The following is an 18,337-nucleotide window of genomic DNA, read 5'->3' on the forward strand; positions in this document are numbered from 1 at the left end:
GCGAAATGTGTTTTTATATGCTGCTTTGCATGCCCTCTTTTCTGATTAAGGTATGATGGTTAAAAAAGTAATAATAGTTTGATCCCAATTCAGGAACCATAATGAATAAAGGTTACTTAGATTAATCCTTTATGGCATCTGCAATAAGCGGTGCAACCGAGATCTCACTGACATCAGATTTCAGGGTGTCTGTTGCAATGACCCTCTCAACACCGGCTGAGAATATCTTCAGGAGGGCGTCCTCCACCAGTACAGGATGGACACAGCAAACAGTTATGCTTGAGGCTCCACATTCCCCTAAAATCCCGGCGGCGTTTACTATGGTCCCACCGGTGCTTATGATGTCATCAACAATCACAGCGTCCTTACCCTCAACATCAAGGTCCCTAACACGGGTCTCAACAACCTCAGGGGATATTCGGACCTTCTCCATGTAGTCACATTCACATCCAACTATGCTGCTAACATCCCGGGCATGGCCGAGGGCACCCTTATCAGGGGCGATGATCACAGGATCATCAAGGAAGGAGATGTGTTCCGCGATGAGGGGCATTGCAGAGAGTTCCCTTACAGGTATACTGAAGAACCCTGTGAGGCAGTTCTCATGGAGGTTCACGGTTACAATCTCATCTGCACCGGCAGACTCAAGGAGGTGGGCGACTATCCGCGCCGAAACGGCTTCACCGCTCTTGAAACGCCTCTCCTGCCTCCCGTAACCAAAGTAAGGTATGGCTGCACGCACATAATCAGCTCCCAGGTCCTTGAGGTTCTCTATCATGAAAAGGAGCTCCATAAGATTCTCATCCTGGGGGTAACCTGTTGACTGCACAACGGTAACCTCTCCATCCACTTCACCCTTAACCCGGATGTAACGTTCCCCATCAGGGAATTTACGGGTTTCAACCGGACATAGAGGCTCATCTAATAAATCTGCAACTGATGCAGCAAGTTTCTGTGACGCTGAACAACCTATTATCATGAAAAATCACCTTCAGGTAATTAACAATTTTTATATAGATAACTCTATTAATTCTAATTATAAAATTTTGTCAGACTAAAGAGGTGAAATGGGTGCATGAACTATCCATGGCCGATGCAATTGTAAGGACGGTTATCGATGCTGCAGAGAAGAATGACGCCGTTGAGGTCCTTGAGGTCACAGTTGAGATCGGCCAGCTTACCCTGCTGAACCCTGAACAGATAAAATTCATGCTGGAGGTCCTCAGCGAGGACACAATACTTGAAGGTGCCAGATTCAACCTTGAGGTTGTCCCGGTGGAGATAGAGTGTGAATGCGGATATGAGGGCGTGGTTGAGGCAGATGAACTTGACCACTTCACCCCGGTTATAGCATGTCCTGGCTGTGGCGGCCATGGGTTCCATGTGAGGGCTGGCAGGGAATGCAACGTTAAAAACATAAAGATTGAAAAGAGGGAATAGAGGAGGAATTCAATGCATAAGGTAGCAGAGGTTGAAATTCAGAATGACATACTACTTGCAAACAGGAAACTCGCCAGGAAGAATCAGAGGCGCCTTGACAGGGCAAATGTCTTTGCAGTTGACTTTCTTGGCGCAATAGGGTCCGGAAAAACAACTCTCATAGAGAGACTCATTGAGAACATGGACAGGAAGGTTGCGGTTATCGCAGGGGACGTTATAAGCAAATTCGACGCTGGAAGGTTCGAAAAGTATGGAGTACCTGTCGTTGGACTCAACACAGGTAAGGAGTGTCACCTTGACGCCCACCTGGTTGAGCACGGACTTGAGGACCTCCCCCTTGACGACGTGGACCTCCTGTTCATTGAGAACGTCGGCAACCTCATCTGTCCGGTGGACTTTGACCTCGGATCACACATGAGGGTTGTTGTTGTAAGTTCCACAGAGGGCGACGACACCGTCGAGAAGCACCCCCTCATATTCAGGGAGGCGGACCTGGTTGTTATTAACAAGGCCGACCTTGCAGAGGCCGTTGGCGCGGACCTTGACAAGATGGTCAGTGATGTTAAAAAAATCAACCCTACCGTGAAGGTACTCAGGACCAGCCTCAAGACCGGTGAGGGTGTTCAGGAGATCATAGACGCCATTGAAGGGGAAATGGCGGACTAAATTTTTTATGGTGGTTTCCCTTGAAGATATGGATTGATATCACCAACGCCCCCCACGTCAGGTTTTTCAGGGACGTTATAACCTACTTCCAGGAGGAGGGCGAGGATGTCATAATCACCGCCAGGAAGTTCGGTGATATACACAGGCTCATGAAGCTCTTCGGCTTTGAATTCACATCAATAGGCAAACATGGAGTAACCCTCTCCGAGAAACTCATTGAGAGCACAAAGAGAGCATATAAACTCTCAAAGTTTATAGCGGAACAGAAACCAGATGTTGGCCTTTCAAAACACTCCATAGAACTCCCCAGGGTAACCTTTGGTCTGGGAATCCCAAGTGTCTATGTGCTTGACAACGAGCATGCCCTGGCAGCAAACAAGTTAACCCTCCCACTCTGTGACAATATAATAATGCCTGAGGTCATTGACCTCTGGGACATAATGAGGACCGGTGCTGACCCAAACAGGATAAAAAGGTACAGGGGCACCTCCGAGATAATCCACTTCCAGAACTTTGAATACAATGAGAACATATTCGAGGACCTGAACCTGAAACTTGACAGGGAGAAGACGATACTCATGAGGCCGGAGCCTTCACTGGCATCCTATCTTGACGCTGACTGCCATGAATCTGTCCTCACACCCATAGTGGAGGTCCTGAAGGATTATGCCAACATCCTCATAATACCCAGGTTCAGGGAACAGGCAGAGATCTTCGAGGGATATGATAATGTTACCATAATAAAGCCACCCGTTGACACCTTCAGCCTCATGAAGAGATGTGACCTTGTTATAGGCGCCGGCGGGACCATGAACAGGGAGGCGGCTCTCCTCGGCACACCTGTCATATCATGTTACCCTGGCAAGCCCCTTTCAGTGGACAGGTTCTATATAGATAATGGCCTCATGTACAGATCCACCGACGTGGACGAAATCGTGAACACAGCCCTGAGACTCCTTGTCTCAAAGAGGAAAAGGAAGAAGTTAAGGACGGATGACCTCTTCAGGATCATAGTTGACATGGTCTATGAGGCCGCAGAGTCCAGTTAGGGGGTCGCCCTTAAAAAGGTGCTGGTGGCAGTCCATAGATGCAAGGTAGGGGCTCTGGATTCATAAACCAGAATCGGAAGTCATTATTTTCCTGATGATTTTCATTTAATGAACATGAAACCTTCATATGATGAGTAAAATAAATCTAGAACCATAAAAACAGTCTAAAAACAATTTTGAGTGGACTGGCCGGGATTTGAACCCGGGGCCTCCGCCATGCCAAGGCGACGCTCTACCAACCTGAGCTACCAGCCCTAACAAAGTATACATTAAGCCTTTTAATATTTAAACTTAACCTTATTAAATATTCCATGGATACTTAATATGGTGATTCATGTGATGGTGAGGAACGTCCGGGAGGAGGACTTCCTGGCAATAGCTGAACTGGCATATGAATGTCCGCCCATGGTCACAGAGAGAAACTCCATCTACCATATATTCACCCGGTTCTTCAGCACGACATCCTTTGTGGCTGAAGATGGGGATGAAATCATGGGTTTCCTCCTGGGCTTCATATCACAGGATAACCCCTCCGAGGCATACATCCACCTCCTCTGTGTTTCACCATCCCTACGAGGAAGGGGGACTGCCAGGCGGCTTCTTGAGAGTTTCACAGTAACCGTGAGGGGGATGGGTGCGAGGGAGATATACCTAATCACAAAACCATCAAACCACCGCGCAATAAGGTTCTACCTTAAAAACGGTTTCAGACCAGTTGAAGAGGGTAAAACAGTTGATGCTGGCCCTGTAGTGGCTTTAGCAGACTATAATGGTCCCGGAGAGGACATGGTTGTCTTCCGAAAATCCATCCATGGCCAGAAAAACTTTTTAAGATAACCCGCAATATATGATCTAGTTGCAACCCCATATACCTGTGGCTTCAGGGCCCGGATTTTCGCCCTGAACATGTCTGCAGTCCCAGTCATAAACACCCGGGAGGATTAAATTGGCCCTTATAGCACAGAACCACCTTCAGTTAATAATTGAGGTTGGTATAATACTCTACGCAGCAATGGTTTTTCTGCTCAACCTTGCACCCCTATCCCTTAGTATGATTCTGTTCATCTGCATAGTCCTCGGAATCGGATTCAACATAATCTTCGGCCTGGACGTGGTTGCGCTCTTCATATCATTCGGTCAGAGCGAATTCACCCACCCCTTTGGCCCCATAGCACTACTCGTGTCAGTGTCCTCTCTTGCAGCCCTTGCAATCATGGAGGAATCCGGGGTTGATGTGAGGGGTCTCAGAGGCTTTGTTTACCTGCTCATGGCGGGTATAACAATCTTTGGGGGTCTTATGCACAGGTCATTCCTTCTTCTATGGCTTCTGGGCCTTGTTATAGGACTTTTCATAATATCAAAGTCCATGAGACAGAGGTCCATCATCACAGTTAAGCGGGTCGCAGGCTTCACATTACTTGCACTGGCAGGATTCGGGGGCCTCGAGTTACTATCAAGGATACTCCAGATGCCTGTTCTAAGCCCTCTTCTCCGTATAGAGAGACTTGAAACCTTTTCGCTGCCGAGCATCAAACTTGTCCTCAAGAACACCACCCTCCTTGGCCACAATCCAATGTCGTCCTACTGGGGTGAACTATCAACCGGATTTGGCGATGGATACATTTCACTTCCACTTCAGCTCATACTCTTCTTTGGCCTGCCCTTCCCGGTCTTCTATGGGATACTGGTTAACAAGAAGGACGTGATAGATTACATGGTGCCAGGAGTATTTGGGTGGGCCTATGACTTTGGATACATTACACTGTTCTTCCTCCTGATCTGGTGTGCGGGTATCATTATAATGGGTTTAAAGGTGCTACGCATATACCGCGAAATGCGTGAAAATGGCTCAAGAAGCTACCTTGGAAGGGAGGTGCTGCTGACCGGGGCCCTCGCAGCCTTCATGTCACAGGCCATAATAGGACTCTTCGTGATAAACAGGACAATAAACGGGACAGCCCTCCTTACCTTCATCTTCCTCAGCGCACTCATATTTGCAAACTCCGTCGGGGTGAAGGAGTAGGATGGCCCTCTTCTGATAATCAAGAACCCAATGATGTGGGGGAGATAATTCATGAAAACTGAATCAACAGGGAAGGCTTTAATGGTGCTGGGATGCCCGGAATCGCCGGTGCAGATCCCTCTGGCAATATACACATCACATAAACTCAAAAGGAAGGGCTTCAGGGTTACGGTGACAGCCAATCCAGCCGCACTACGGCTTGTCCAGGTCGCGGACCCTGAGGGCATATACACCGATGAAATGGTGGACCTTGAATCCTGCCTCAACGAGTTATCTGAGGGCGACTACGAATTTCTCACGGGCTTTGTACCCAACGATGCTGCTGCAGCATACCTTGTTACCTTTGCAGGGATACTGAATACGGAAACCCTGGCAGTAGTATTTGACAGGGATGTGGATGTTCTTGAGGAACTCGTTAATGAGATAATGGAGAACCTTGACGCAGAGATCATAGCTGCAAGGGCACACCACAACCCGGCACCCCTGCGGGTGAGGATAGACAGGTTCATGGAGGAGAGACCATGACATTCTGCCTTGAGACCTATCTGCAGCAGTCAGGGGACTATGAGGTCCACATGAAGAGGGCTGGTTTCAGGGAATGTGCAGCAATGATAGAAAAGAAGGCACGGAGGGTCGTCCACATAAAGCCCGGTGAGAAGATCCTTGGCGCAAGGATAATCGGCATACCACCCGTACCCATAGGTATCGATGAGGAAAGATCAACCGTCATGATACCATACACCAAGCCATGCTACGGGACAGCAGTGGTTGAGCTACCGGTTGATCCAGAGGAGATAAAGAGAATCCTTGAACTTGCAGAGCCCTGAGGGTGATGTTGTGATCACAACAGTCGTTGGAAGCTACCCTGCAGACCCCAGGGGTCCTGAGACACTGGGTGAACGTTTAATGAGTTTTTTAGGGTCCTACGATAGCTACAGACCGGCCATAGAGGCTGCTGTGAGGGACCAGGTCCGGGCGGGAGTTGATATAATATCTGATGGACAGGTCCGGGGCGACATGGTGGGACACTTCGCAGCGGCAATCGGGGGCATGAGGGTCGAGGACGGCACATCAATCATATACTCGAGGATAACACCACCTGCAGGTTCCATAGGTGCAGATGACCTCAGATATGCGCAGAGGATTTTAAGGAACCTCACAGATGACGAATCAAGGGGTGTTAAGGGAATAATAACGGGACCATCAACCATGGTCCACGCATCCAGGATAGAGGGATTCTACGACCCCATGAGGAGGGACCGGGCCGTCATGGACATGGCAGGGGCTCTTAAAATAGAGGCTCAGCACCTTCAGGATGCAGGTGCTGCAATGATACAGATAGATGAACCATTCCTCTCAACCGGAATTGTGGATATTAAAACAGCTGAGAGGGCCATAGATTACATTGCAGCCGATCTCGAAGTTGAGGTATCCCTGCATGTCTGCGGGGACATAAGGGACGTCCTCTCTGATCTCCTCAGGTTTAGGGTTGATGTGCTGGACCTTGAATTCGCGGGGAGACCCTCCAACCTGGAGGTCCTCGAGGAGAAATGGCGGGGTGATAAGGGGATAGGATTCGGATGTGTTGATACCACAACAGACAGGGTTGAGTCCATCGAGGAGATAAGAAACCTTATTAAAAGGGGTGCTGATATAGTTGGAGAGGAGAACCTCTACATCGACCCTGACTGTGGAATGAGAAAACTCCCAAGGGAGGCAGCCTTCAGTAAACTCCGCAACATGGTTATGGCAGCAGGTAATTGAGGGTGTTCATGATGGCCTACAGTATAGAAGTCAGTGAAATTGCAGATGGATGGAAGAAACTGGTTGAGAAGATAATGCGTGATGGTAGGGAGATAAGGGACGAAAGGGGATCCCTTACAAGGGAGGTCATGAACACCGTTGTAACCATAAAGGAGCCCCTCGGTAAATCAGATGACTTCTACCATATCAGGAGGGGCTCACTGCTCAACATAAAGGTACCTGAGGGCTACTTCTGGAGCGGCGAAAAACTTGAGAAGTACTCTGAACAGTTCCTCTCCAGAGACCGAAAGGGCTTTGTCTACACCTATGGTAACCGGCTGAGGGCCCACTTCGGTGTGGACCAGGTGAATGAGGCCATAGGGAGACTTAAAAACTGCACGGAATCAAGGAGGGCCACCATGGTAACCTGGGATCCTCCTGAGGACACCGAGAGTGATGAGGTCCCCTGCATGATCCTGGTTGACTTCAAGATAAGGGATGGGAGGCTCTTCACAACGGCACTGTGGCGAAGTCATGACATCTACGGTGCATGGTTCCCCAATGCGGTGGGCCTGGCATACCTTGCAGATCACGTCGCATCAGAGGTGGGTGTTGAAGTGGGTCACATAACCATCCACTCCATTAGCGCTCATATATATGAGGTTAACTTTAAAGAAGCAGAAGAGGTGATCAAATGGTAAGTGTAAACCTTGAGGCAAAGAAGATAGTCGACAGAATGATTGAAAGGGCAGACGACCTTAAAATAAATGTTGATAAACTTGAAAATGGTTCAACAGTCATCGACTGCGGAGTTAACGTTGACGGAAGCATCAAGGCGGGTGAACTCTACACAGGGGTCTGCCTCGGAGGACTTGCAGATGTGGGGATCTCCATACCCGGCGACCTTTCAGAGAGGTTCGCACTTCCATCCGTTAAGATAAAAACAGACTTCCCGGCAGTATCAACACTTGGAGCCCAGAAGGCTGGATGGTCTGTCAGTGTGGGTGACTTCTTTGCACTGGGCTCTGGACCTGCAAGGGCCCTCTCACTGAAACCCGCAGAGACCTATGAGGAGATAGGATACAGGGATGATGCAGATATTGCAATACTCACCCTTGAGGCAGACAAGCTTCCCGGTGAGGATGTCACAGACATGATTGCAGAGGAGTGTGATGTGGCAGCAGAGAACGTCTACGTCCTGGTTGCCCCAACATCCTCCCTGGTTGGTTCAATACAGATTTCAGGTCGTGTAGTCGAGAATGGTACCTACAAGATGCTGGAGGCACTCCACTTCGATGTTAACAAGGTCAGATATGCTGCGGGTATAGCTCCGATAGCCCCGGTTGACCCTGACAGCCTCAAGGCCATGGGTAAAACCAATGACGCGGTCCTCTTCGGTGGAAGAACCTACTACTACATAGAATCTGAGGAAGGAGATGACATAAAATCCCTGGCAGAGAACCTACCATCCTCGGCCTCTGAGGGCTATGGTAAACCCTTCTATGACATCTTCAGGGAGGCCGACTACGACTTCTACAAGATAGACAAGGGAATGTTTGCACCTGCAGAGGTCGTTATAAATGACCTGAGGACAGGTGAAGTCTTCAGGGCAGGATTTGTCAATGAAGAGCTACTCATGAAATCCTTCGGACTTTAAACATCCCTGAACACTTCTATTTTTTCTGGAGCACCTGAAAAATGACAAGGATAGCGGTAGCAGGGTGCCGTTCCTATGACCCTGAGGAGGTAAGGGAATCGGTCGATGAGTGTATTGAACTTCTGGGTGGAGCCCGGAGGTTCGCCTCCCGGGGGGACAGGGTTCTACTCAAACCCAACATGCTCATGGCGGCACCACCAGAGAGGCACGTCACAACCCACCCCGCAGTCATCGAGGCCGTGGCAGAGGTGTTTCTGGACATTGGGGCTGAGGTATCCATAGGGGACAGTCCTGGCGGTTCATTCAGGAACATAGAGAGATTCTGGAGGGTCACTGGAATACTTGACGTGTGCAGGCGACTGGATATTGAAGCCGTGAATTTTGAGGCCTCGGGGTCCTACATCATGGGTTCAGGGTATCCTATTTCAAGGCCGGTTGTGGACAGTGACCTTGTCGTTAACCTCCCCAAGCTGAAGACCCACAGCATGACCATATTCACCTGTGCCGTTAAGAACATGTACGGTGCAGTTCCTGGATTCAGGAAGGCAGATTACCACAGGGAGCACCCCAGACCATCCGAGTTTGCCAGGAGGCTCCTTGAAATCTACCTTCTCACAGAACCATCCCTCACCCTGGTTGATGGTGTGGTCGGGATGGAGGGGAACGGTCCATCGGGGGGAGACCCCAGGGACCTTGGGATCCTTCTGGCATCAGAGGATGCAATCGCACTTGACGTATACATCCCGTGGCTACTGGGGATGGACCCCTTCAGGGTCCCGGTCAATGAGGCCGCCAGGATGGAGGGACTCGCCCCGGATCCAGGTGAACTTGAAATTGCAGGTTATGAACCTGAAAGGGTGGATGACTTCAGGTGGCCATCAAACATCTATTACACCCTTGACCTCCTACCATCTGCCCTTGCACGTGCCATCATGAAGCTCTGGTGGTCCAGGCCAGCCATAGATTCTGAGAGGTGCAGGAACTGCGGCGTCTGTGTTGAGAGCTGCCCGGTTGAGGCCCTGAAGGCAGGGGCAGTTATACCGGAATTCGATTATTCCCGCTGCATCAACTGTCTCTGCTGCATGGAGGTATGTCCCCACGCAGCATTCTATCAGGACAGGAGCCTCATGTACAGGTTCACGAGCCTCTTTTCAAGGGTCCTGAAATAGGCTGGTTTGTCTTTCTTGTCTTTGCATCAGGCAGTTTAAGTTCTTCCTTCAGGGGTCCTGAAATAGGCTGGTCTGTCTTTCTTCCAGTGGCCTTTCCAGGTTACTGTGGAATGGCTGAAGTTAGGCATGTCTTCCTCAACCATCCAGCTCAAAGCCTCCAGCATCCTGGCAGTATATCCTCAAAACCCTGCTTTTCTGGGCGAAGTTTTTATTTAAATGAGGTACATAAATGGAATATGGTGTTTTCATGGAAGTCTATACACAGGAACTCCCCATGAGGACCTCAAGAAGGGTTGAACTCATTGACATAACCTCCATGGTTACAGGTGTTCTTGAGTCCTCAGGGATAAGGAACGGGATACTGAACGTCTTCTCAAGGCATTCAACATCAGCGATATTCATAAATGAAAATGAAAGCAGACTCCTCAGCGACATTGAATCCATGCTTGAGGGTGCAGTGCCGGTGGATGCATCCTATGGACACAACATCATCGACAACAATGCAGACTCCCATCTGAGGGCCGTCCTCCTCGGGGGAAGTCAGACAGTTCCGGTCATCAATGGATCAATGGACCTTGGGACCTGGCAGAGCATATTCTTCGCAGAATTCGACGGACCCAGAAACAGGAGGATAAGGGTTTCAGTGGCTGGGAAACCCTGAAAGTTCCCTTTCCATTTATTTCTCTTTAAATTCGATTTCAAGGGCAATGACAGGGTATTCCAGGTTGAAGTTTGTTACAACCTCTGGGTGGACCTCACCGAAGAATCCTCTTATAGCTGAGGATTTGCCCTCAGATTCTATGGCCGCACACCTTCCATCAATGAAGGACGGGTGTTCAAGGGGTTCTATCCTGAACTTGTACCCTAGATTCTCAACCACAGCCGCTGCAATGGACTTCATCTCGGTGAAACCTGCACTGGAATGTGTGACGGCGCATGCAAGCTTCTTCACGACCCTGGTTCGGGTCTCAGATTCAGGGTCAATGTACACCACATCCCCGACCTCGAATATCTTCTGGGGCAGGTCCTCATGCTTGTTGTCCTCAAAGAATTCAAGGAGACCATTAAGGAGGCTCTTGCGGATCATGGTCCTGTCCTGGGAGATGGGCTGGGCAACCTCAACCCTCTCATCCTCCTCAAGTCTCATCCTATGGTAGTGACTCTCCTCACTGGTTAACATGAGGCTCATAACCTCCTGGAATCCAAGGCCCACCATGACCTCCCTTATAAATGCGTCTGCACGGCTCCAGCTGTCCTCCTCTGCAATGGTCGCTATATCAGGAAGTTCGGGTTCAATCCTCCCGATGCAGTGCTGCACAGCTATGTTCTCAATAAGGTCAACCTCATGGAGTATATCCACCCGGTATGGGGGTATAACAGCAACCACCTCATCATCTGAGATCAGCCGGGCGTCCATCCGGGCCTTCATGAGGAGATCCATGACCTCATCTGCATCAAGTTCAATTCCTGTTATCCTTGAGGCCTCTGAGACAGATACCCTCATCTCACCCGGTCTGAGGTCGGGTAGGTGCAGCTCCCCGTCGGGGCGCTTAACCCTTACTGAGCCTATCCTTCCACCCGCCTCTGCAAAGGATGTGCAGATGATATTCAGGGCCTGGTTGACGGCCCTCTCATCGGTTCCTGTGACATCCACGAGTATCCTTCTGGTTTTAACGGTTAACTTGGTGAGTTCCCCATTTATTATGGGTGGCATGGATAGGACGTCCCCCTTCTTATCTGTTATCAGGGGGTAGCGGTCATGGTCCCTGAGGAGGTGGGCGTAACTGACACCCTTGGGGTGCTCCTCAAGTATCTCGTGGGGTGTCATCTCACAAAGGCTGTCAAGGGGTGTGAATGTGACCCCCTCCGGTTCAACGCCACTGTAAAGGAAGGGTGGCTCCACCTGGTCAAGGTCATGGATGCCTATGGCCACCTTCCTCCGGTCCCTGCCTATGACCCAGTGGAGGTCCTCCTGGAACTCCATCACCTGCTTAAGTTTTTTATCTGTGAAACTGACATCCTCTATGACTGCCATTCCAAGGTAGGGCCTCACATCCAGTACAGACTCATCGACTGTGACCTCCACCCCGGAGTCATGGACATCATAGGAGGGCATACCCTTTTCAATCCCAAGGAATCCCCGGAGGCTCCTTGCAACACCCTCAACCGAGAGCAGGTCAGGACGGTTGGGGAAGAACTCAACCTTAATGCTCTCATCATCAAAGTCCTCTATATCGCTTCCCATCATCGGCAGAACATCAAGGAGCTTCTCCCTGTCAATATCAATGCCCAGTTCCTTCAGGTCATCATAATCGAACGTTATAACAGGCATGGTGATCCTCCAGTAAATGTGATGTTTCAATGTTATCATGGGTATCAAATAAATAATTAACCGCCACCATCAGTATTCTTCGGAGGTTCAGGGAGGAAAACCTTTTCTGATGATTGCGGAGGACTTCCACCCTCTCGATGGTCTCCATGGGGGGTTCTGGAGGAAGGCTTTTTTCTGATCATTAGGTTCTGATGGTTGCCTATCACTGGTTTTTTTCCTGGTCATTGAGGAGGTGTGGTTCTGGTATGGTGTGTAACCATAGTTACATATACCTCTAAAATCATATTAATTTTGGAGATGATTTTTTAAATGTGGGGTGTATTAATAAATAAATACTGGGGGGTTGCTGTTCTGATTTTTCTTGCACTCTCCCCTGGAATGGTTTCAGCGGCACCTGAAAATCAGACATGGAGCAGATGGGGATCCACAGCTAACCATTCACATGTCAAGACATCATATGGTTGCTGTTCAGTCATCGTGAACGTAAATGATACATGCGCGGTCTTCGCCTACCGGAGGGATTCGACCTACGCAGCCCGCCTCAACATCCAGAGGACGGCATGGAATGGCAGGGATACCCTCAAGGAATACAAGACCACCAACGGTTACTTCTTCCACACAGTAATCTCTGAGGGGGGCTGGATGATGGGCTCAGGGGGTCCCGACGTTGTATGGATAAACCGGGCCCTTGAGTCCATTGGCGGCGACATTATACGCCATGGTAATGTGACCTACAGTGACATGAAGAGGGCCCACAGCCTTGTGAGGAGACTGGGACTTGGCCACTTCGTTATAAGGGGTCCTGGAGGACAGACGGGAGTCTCAATTTACCGGAGAGGATATTCAAGGCTTTCGGTGTTCAGGTTGAAGAGCGGCGAATACATTAATGTCCCGAACAGTCCTTCATACTACAGAAGGGGCTACTATTCCTGCTGGAGCAGGGACCCTGTGAAGGCAGCGGTTTATGCGGCCGGAACAGACAGGTGGGGTTTTAACAGACGCAACATACTGGTCTATGAGACATCAGGAGGAAACTCAACATCCGTGAAGGTCCATGTAACCTTTGATGGGGGAAGACTCATAGGGAGATACAGGGGAAGGCCGGATAACCTTCTGTTCCTTGGAAATTATGTCAGGGCATCATCAATTCCACGGATACCCAGGACAAGTTTCCTTGGGGCTGTAACCCTTGCAAGAATGGCCAAATGATTAAATGAACATCATAAACCCCATATTATCCTTTTTAATTTATTATCATGCTTTAAATAACTTAGCTATGCTGCTGAGAATATCATTATAAAGAAGAGGGATTCAACTGTGAAGTGCAGCGCCCTGTGGTACAGCCAGCCATGATCAACCCCGCTAACCTGGTGGTACAGGTCAACAACCAGGTGTATTGTGGCGGCAAGGAACCCTACCTCGAGGGATAAAAACACAGCCGATAGGATCAGGAAGTGGAAGAGGGCCTCCAGGCACTCATGGACCAGCCAGAGCTGTATATTCGATGAGAAGGTCTCCTTGAGGATCCCCGCCAGGAGTATGTAGAAGTCAAAGAACACATTCCAGAGTATCTTTGTATGTATCTCATCACTTATTGCAAGGAAGAGTGCTATGTAGAACCAGATTAACTCCATCGATATTCACCATATGAGAACTTGCTTCCCTTAATTCTCCTACAAGGTTAGAGTATTCAAACATCTTTATAAAGATTGGGTAGTGAATATTATCTATAACTACCGAGCACTAATCACAGCTTCTATCAGGGAGAGAATAAGATGACCGATAATCAGATCCCAAAGGATTACAACCATAAAAACGAGGTTAAATGGCAGAAAAAATGGCAGGAAGAGGACATATACCGCTTCATAGGGTCAGGGACAAAGCCAAGGTACATTATAGACACACCACCACCCTACCCCACAGGCTCAATACACATGGGCCACGTGCTCAACTGGGTCTACATGGACATAATAGCCCGTTTCAAGAGGATGAGGGGCTTTGATGTTCTCTTCCCACAGGGATGGGATTGCCACGGCCTCCCAACTGAGGTCAAGGTCGAGGAGACACATAACATCAAGAAGAGTGATGTTTCACGTGAAGAATTCAGGCGCCTCTGCGTTGAACTCACACAGGAAAACATAAGGATGATGAAGGAGCAGATGCAGCGCCTCGGCTTCAGCCAGGACTGGAACCATGAATTCGTAACCATGACCCCGGAGTACATGAGGAGGACCCAGCTATCATTCCTCCGCATGTACCAGGATGGACTCATATACCAGGGAGTGCACCCTGTGAACTGGTGCCCGAGGTGTGAGACTGCAATAGCCTTCGCAGAGGTCGAATACGTTGAGAATGAGACAAACCTTAACTACGTCCGGTTCCCGGTTGAGGGTGCAGATGAACACATCACAATAGCAACAACAAGGCCAGAGCTCATGGCTGCATGTGTGGCCGTTGTTGTACACCCTGATGATGACAGGTTCAGGAAATTTGAGGACAAACTCATAGAGGTGCCCCTCTTCGGACAGAAGGTTAAACTCATAAAGGACCCTGAAGTGGACCCTGAATTCGGTACAGGGGCAGTTATGGTGTGCACATTCGGTGATAAAACCGACGTGAGCTGGGTCAACCGGCACGGCCTCGACGTGATAGAGGCGATAGATGAAAGGGGGTACATGACAGAGTCCGCAGGTAAATACAGGGGACTTACCATAGCAGAGTGCAAGGAGAAGATAGTGGAGGATCTTGAGCGTGAAGGGTTCCTGTTAAAGAAGGAACCTGTCAAGCAGAACGTTGGAACCTGCTGGAGGTGCAAGACACCCATCGAGATCCTTGTCAAGAAGCAGTGGTTTGTTGCTGTCAAGAAACTAATACCCCAGGTGAGGGAAGCTGCAGAGGAGATGAAATGGGTACCTGAACATATGAAGACAAGGCTACTCAACTGGACGGGTTCAATGGACTGGGACTGGTGCATATCACGTCAGAGGATATTCGCAACACCCATACCTGTCTGGTACTGCAGTGAATGTGGCAGGGTCCACGTGGCAGATGAGGAGATGCTGCCAGTAGACCCCACAAGGGATGAACCAGGAATAACATGTGAATGCGGAAGCACAGAATTCATAGGAGAGGAGGACGTCCTTGACACATGGATGGACAGCTCAATATCACCCCTCTCAGTTGCAGGATGGCCAGATGAGTCCTACAGGGAACTCTTCCCTGCCGATCTGAGACCCCAGGGACATGACATAATCCGTACCTGGGCCTTCTACACAATACTTCGATGCATGGCCCTCACAGGTGATAAACCATTCAGCGAGATAGTTATAAATGGTATGGTATTCGGAGAGGACGGCCACAAGATGAGCAAGTCCCGTGGAAACGTGATAGCACCCGAGGAGGTCCTGGAGGATTACGGTGCAGACGCCCTCAGGTTATGGGCTGCAGGCAGTGTGCCGGGATCAGATGTTCCCTTCGCATGGAAGGACGTGAAGTACGGCTACAAGTTCCTGAGAAAATTCTGGAACGCCTTCAGATTCATAAGCATACACCTCAAAGAGAACCCGGAGGTTGAAGCCAGACCCCTGGACCGCTGGATACTCTCCAAGCTCATGACCCTCGTGGCAGAGGTGACAGAGAGCCTCGAGGAGTACAACTTCGCAGCTGCAGTTAACCGCGTCCAGACCTTCGTCTGGCATGAATTCTGCGATGAATACATTGAGGCAGTTAAATACAGGCTATACTCAGATGAGGATCCTGAGTCAAAGATGGCAGCCCAGAACACCCTCAGGAGGGTACTCGACACATGCCTCAGGCTCCTGGCCCCCGTGGCACCCCACTTCACAGAGGAGGTGTACCAGCACGTGGGGGATGGATCCATCCACATGAGGGGCTGGCCAGAGCACATACCTGAAATCGCTGACCCTGAAATAGAAAGGAGCGGTGACCTTGCAGTCGAAATTATAGGGGAGATCAGGAGGTTCAAGTCATCATCCAAGATGCCCCTCAACGCGCCACTCAGAGCAGCCACACTCTACACCGATGAGGAATCCGCAGAGATGATAGAACCCTTCCTGGATGACATCGCCGGTACAATGAACATAGGTGACATCAGCCTCGTGGCTGGCAGACCAGAGATAACCGAGAGGGCCGTGGAACTGGAGCCAAGGATGGAGAGGATAGGTCCAGAGTTCAGATCCGATGCCCCCGCCATAATATCCTGGCTCACAAGCGCTGATCCCCAGGAGGTCTACGAGGAGATCCAGATGGACGGTGAAATCGAGGTTGAGGGTAAGAAACTCACCATGGATCACATAAGCTTCAGGAAGGAGGTCATCGGAACATCAGGGGAGAGGGTTGATGTTCTGAACCTTGACGAACCAGAGGTCATAATCGAGATAGTGCGCTGATCCATTTGAGGGTATCTGCAGGTGTTTGTATGTATCTCACAGTTGAAAGGTCAGGGAACCTTGAAGGAACCGTTAAGGCACCCCCATCAAAGAGCTACACCCACAGGGCAGTCATAATCGCAGCACTGGCAGAGGGGGTATCAGAGATCAGGGACCCCCTCGTGGCAGAGGACACACTATCATCCCTTAACGCCTGCAGGGCCTTCGGAGTCCGAATTGATGAGGGTGAAACCTGGACCGTCCATGGAAGCGGAGGGGAACTTGAAACCCCTGATGACGTTATCTATCTTGGGAACTCTGGCACAACCCTCCGCCTCATGACCTCAGTGGCATCTCTTGCAGAAAACTACACGGTACTCACAGGGGATGAATCCCTCAGGACAAGGCCAATGCAGCCACTCCTTGATGCCCTGAAACCACTCGGTGCCGAGGCAATTTCCTCAAGGATGAATGGGCTACCACCGGTTATCGTGAGGGGAGGTTTAAGGGGTGGCAGCACATCCATCAGGGGGGATGTCAGTTCACAGTTCATATCATCCATCCTCATCGCAGCACCCCTCACAGAGGGTGTTGAAGTGATGGTGGAGGGCGACTTCATATCAAGACCCTACGTTGACATGACAGTTGATGTAATGGATAGGTTCGCTGTCCCCGTTGATTATTCTGAAGGCACCTTCAGGGTTGAACCAGCAGTTTACAGGGGATTAGACTACACGGTTGAGGGTGACTACTCATCAGCATCCTACCTTGCAGGGGCAGTGGCTGCTGCAGGCGGTGATGTCAGGATAGAGAACCTCTTCAGTGATTCGAGGCAGGGTGACCGCATCATACTGGACATAATCAGTGATATGGGGGCCGAGGTGAGGATGGGCCAGGATAATGTGAGGATATCCTCAACAGGTGAACTTTCAGGGGTCTCTGTCAACCTCCACGACGCCCCTGACCTTCTGCCAACGGTGGCTGTCCTCGGAGCCCTTGCTTCTGGCTATACTGAGATAGTTGGTGTTGAACATGCGAGGTACAAGGAAACAGACAGGATAAGCACATGTGCAGCTGAACTCAGAAGGCTTGGAGTTGATGTCACCGAACTCCCGGATGGCATGATCATAGAGGGCGGTGTTAGTGGAGGTACGGTCTGGTCCCATGGTGACCACAGACTTGCAATGGCCTTCACACTCATAGGCCTCAGGGAGGGTATAAGGATAAGGGATGCTGAGGTTTTCAGGGTATCCTTCCCGGATTTTCCAGAGAGAATGATGCAGATTGGTTGCAGAATGAAGTTATCCTAAAATATATAAAATATGGTTAACCCATATTCAAATGTTAGACTAACTGAATGACTGTGAGTTGATTATATGAAGAAAGCCAAGGAGACAAAGGTTGTAATCTTTGGGGATTATGATACCGGTAAAACAACAACCCTTGAACAGCTCTGTGATAAGATAACCAAGGTGGAATACAAGGGCACAACACTTGCACTTGATTATGGTAACTGCATTGTTAATGGTGAGAAGATACACCTCTTTGCAACACCGGGCCATGAGAGGTTCAAGTTCATGCTTGAGATAATATCAAACGGCCTTGACGCTGCAATAATAGTTGTTGATAACTCAAGGGGCGTCACCCTGGCGGAGAAGGAGATAATGGCTGAACTTGATGAGAAAAACATACCCTATGTTGTATTCTCAAATAAACAGGACCTTGATGATTCTGAACTGGAGATAGACTTCGACGTGGAGGTATTTCCTACAGTTGCAACAGAGGGCAGTGGGCTCATGGAGGGCCTTGAAGTTCTACTTGAAAAGCTCAACTGATTTCATTTTTTTAGGATAATAAGCTTTTCTGGTGA

The 18,337-nt window shown here is 49.7% G+C and carries 19 protein-coding genes and 1 tRNA gene; 16 read left to right on the forward strand and 4 right to left on the reverse strand.

Annotated elements, in window-relative coordinates:
- Positions 1-121: 121 nt before the first annotated feature.
- A complete protein-coding gene (locus DNK57_RS07195; RefSeq protein ID WP_192962267.1) occupies positions 122-979 on the reverse strand; it encodes a ribose-phosphate diphosphokinase in 858 nt (285 codons plus the stop codon).
- Between the two features lie 92 nt (positions 980-1,071).
- Here DNK57_RS07195 and hypA point away from each other — a divergent pair, with 92 nt between their 5' ends.
- Genes hypA through DNK57_RS07210 form a run of 3 tightly spaced genes read left to right on the forward strand, consistent with a single transcriptional unit; the run spans position 1,072 to position 3,155 of the window.
- Positions 1,072-1,440, forward strand: coding sequence for a hydrogenase maturation nickel metallochaperone HypA (gene hypA / locus DNK57_RS07200; protein WP_192962268.1), 369 nt, complete (start codon positions 1,072-1,074; stop codon positions 1,438-1,440).
- A gap of 12 nt (positions 1,441-1,452) precedes the next feature.
- The gene (gene hypB, locus DNK57_RS07205; RefSeq protein WP_192962269.1) at positions 1,453-2,106 is read left to right on the forward strand and encodes a hydrogenase nickel incorporation protein HypB; all 654 of its coding nucleotides are present in this window, start codon (positions 1,453-1,455) and stop codon (positions 2,104-2,106) included.
- A gap of 20 nt (positions 2,107-2,126) precedes the next feature.
- Positions 2,127-3,155, forward strand: coding sequence for a DUF354 domain-containing protein (locus DNK57_RS07210; RefSeq protein ID WP_192962270.1), 1,029 nt, complete (start codon positions 2,127-2,129; stop codon positions 3,153-3,155).
- A 181-nt stretch (positions 3,156-3,336) separates the two neighbouring features.
- On the opposite strand, the gene DNK57_RS07215 is transcribed toward DNK57_RS07210, so the two are convergent.
- A tRNA-Ala gene (locus DNK57_RS07215) sits at positions 3,337-3,410 on the reverse strand.
- A gap of 84 nt (positions 3,411-3,494) precedes the next feature.
- Between DNK57_RS07215 and DNK57_RS07220 the strand changes: the two genes are divergently transcribed.
- From DNK57_RS07220 to DNK57_RS07260, 9 genes are all read left to right on the forward strand, one after another.
- Positions 3,495-3,992, forward strand: coding sequence for a GNAT family N-acetyltransferase (locus tag DNK57_RS07220; RefSeq protein ID WP_226891158.1), 498 nt, complete (start codon positions 3,495-3,497; stop codon positions 3,990-3,992).
- Positions 3,993-4,101: 109 nt separating this feature from the next.
- On the forward strand, positions 4,102-5,178 hold the full coding sequence (locus DNK57_RS07225) for a hypothetical protein (RefSeq protein WP_192962272.1): 1,077 nt from the start codon (positions 4,102-4,104) through the stop codon (positions 5,176-5,178).
- Positions 5,179-5,229: 51 nt separating this feature from the next.
- Positions 5,230-5,703 (forward strand): DUF1890 domain-containing protein, encoded by a 474-nt coding sequence (locus tag DNK57_RS07230; protein ID WP_192962273.1) that lies wholly within the window; start codon positions 5,230-5,232, stop codon positions 5,701-5,703.
- Entirely contained in the window at positions 5,700-6,005 is a 306-nt protein-coding gene (locus DNK57_RS07235) for a DUF1894 domain-containing protein (protein ID WP_192962274.1), read from the forward strand. Before DNK57_RS07230 ends, DNK57_RS07235 begins: the two co-directional genes overlap by 4 nt.
- Positions 6,006-6,015: 10 nt before the next feature.
- Positions 6,016-6,942, forward strand: a complete 927-nt coding sequence (locus DNK57_RS07240) for a methionine synthase (RefSeq protein ID WP_192962330.1) — start codon at positions 6,016-6,018, stop codon at positions 6,940-6,942.
- Between the two features lie 11 nt (positions 6,943-6,953).
- Complete coding sequence (locus DNK57_RS07245; RefSeq protein ID WP_192962275.1) at positions 6,954-7,622, forward strand: thymidylate synthase; 669 nt, start codon at positions 6,954-6,956, stop codon at positions 7,620-7,622.
- A complete protein-coding gene (mch, locus tag DNK57_RS07250) occupies positions 7,616-8,578 on the forward strand; it encodes a methenyltetrahydromethanopterin cyclohydrolase (protein ID WP_192962276.1) in 963 nt (320 codons plus the stop codon). Before DNK57_RS07245 ends, mch begins: the two co-directional genes overlap by 7 nt.
- 41 nt (positions 8,579-8,619) lie before the next feature.
- On the forward strand, positions 8,620-9,747 hold the full coding sequence (locus DNK57_RS07255; RefSeq protein WP_192962277.1) for a DUF362 domain-containing protein: 1,128 nt from the start codon (positions 8,620-8,622) through the stop codon (positions 9,745-9,747).
- A gap of 247 nt (positions 9,748-9,994) precedes the next feature.
- On the forward strand, positions 9,995-10,408 hold the full coding sequence (locus tag DNK57_RS07260; protein WP_226891160.1) for a secondary thiamine-phosphate synthase enzyme YjbQ: 414 nt from the start codon (positions 9,995-9,997) through the stop codon (positions 10,406-10,408).
- A 15-nt stretch (positions 10,409-10,423) separates the two neighbouring features.
- Here DNK57_RS07260 and pheT read toward each other — a convergent pair whose 3' ends face one another.
- Entirely contained in the window at positions 10,424-12,079 is a 1,656-nt protein-coding gene (gene pheT / locus DNK57_RS07265; RefSeq protein ID WP_192962279.1) for a phenylalanine--tRNA ligase subunit beta, read from the reverse strand.
- Between the two features lie 378 nt (positions 12,080-12,457).
- Between pheT and DNK57_RS07270 the strand changes: the two genes are divergently transcribed.
- Positions 12,458-13,288 (forward strand): hypothetical protein, encoded by an 831-nt coding sequence (locus tag DNK57_RS07270; protein ID WP_226891161.1) that lies wholly within the window; start codon positions 12,458-12,460, stop codon positions 13,286-13,288.
- A gap of 65 nt (positions 13,289-13,353) precedes the next feature.
- On the opposite strand, the gene DNK57_RS07275 is transcribed toward DNK57_RS07270, so the two are convergent.
- Complete coding sequence (locus DNK57_RS07275; protein ID WP_192962280.1) at positions 13,354-13,713, reverse strand: hypothetical protein; 360 nt, start codon at positions 13,711-13,713, stop codon at positions 13,354-13,356.
- Between the two features lie 141 nt (positions 13,714-13,854).
- Here DNK57_RS07275 and DNK57_RS07280 point away from each other — a divergent pair, with 141 nt between their 5' ends.
- The 3 genes from DNK57_RS07280 (at position 13,855) to DNK57_RS07290 (ending at position 18,302) form a co-directional block, all read left to right on the forward strand.
- Positions 13,855-16,488, forward strand: coding sequence for a valine--tRNA ligase (locus DNK57_RS07280; RefSeq protein ID WP_192962281.1), 2,634 nt, complete (start codon positions 13,855-13,857; stop codon positions 16,486-16,488).
- 29 nt (positions 16,489-16,517) lie between these two features.
- Complete coding sequence (gene aroA / locus DNK57_RS07285; protein WP_192962282.1) at positions 16,518-17,777, forward strand: 3-phosphoshikimate 1-carboxyvinyltransferase; 1,260 nt, start codon at positions 16,518-16,520, stop codon at positions 17,775-17,777.
- A gap of 66 nt (positions 17,778-17,843) precedes the next feature.
- Positions 17,844-18,302, forward strand: coding sequence for a GTP-binding protein (locus tag DNK57_RS07290; RefSeq protein WP_192962283.1), 459 nt, complete (start codon positions 17,844-17,846; stop codon positions 18,300-18,302).
- Positions 18,303-18,337 lie beyond the last annotated feature (35 nt).

This window comes from Methanothermobacter thermautotrophicus (genome assembly GCF_014889545.1).
GTDB lineage: Archaea > Methanobacteriota > Methanobacteria > Methanobacteriales > Methanothermobacteraceae > Methanothermobacter > Methanothermobacter thermautotrophicus_A.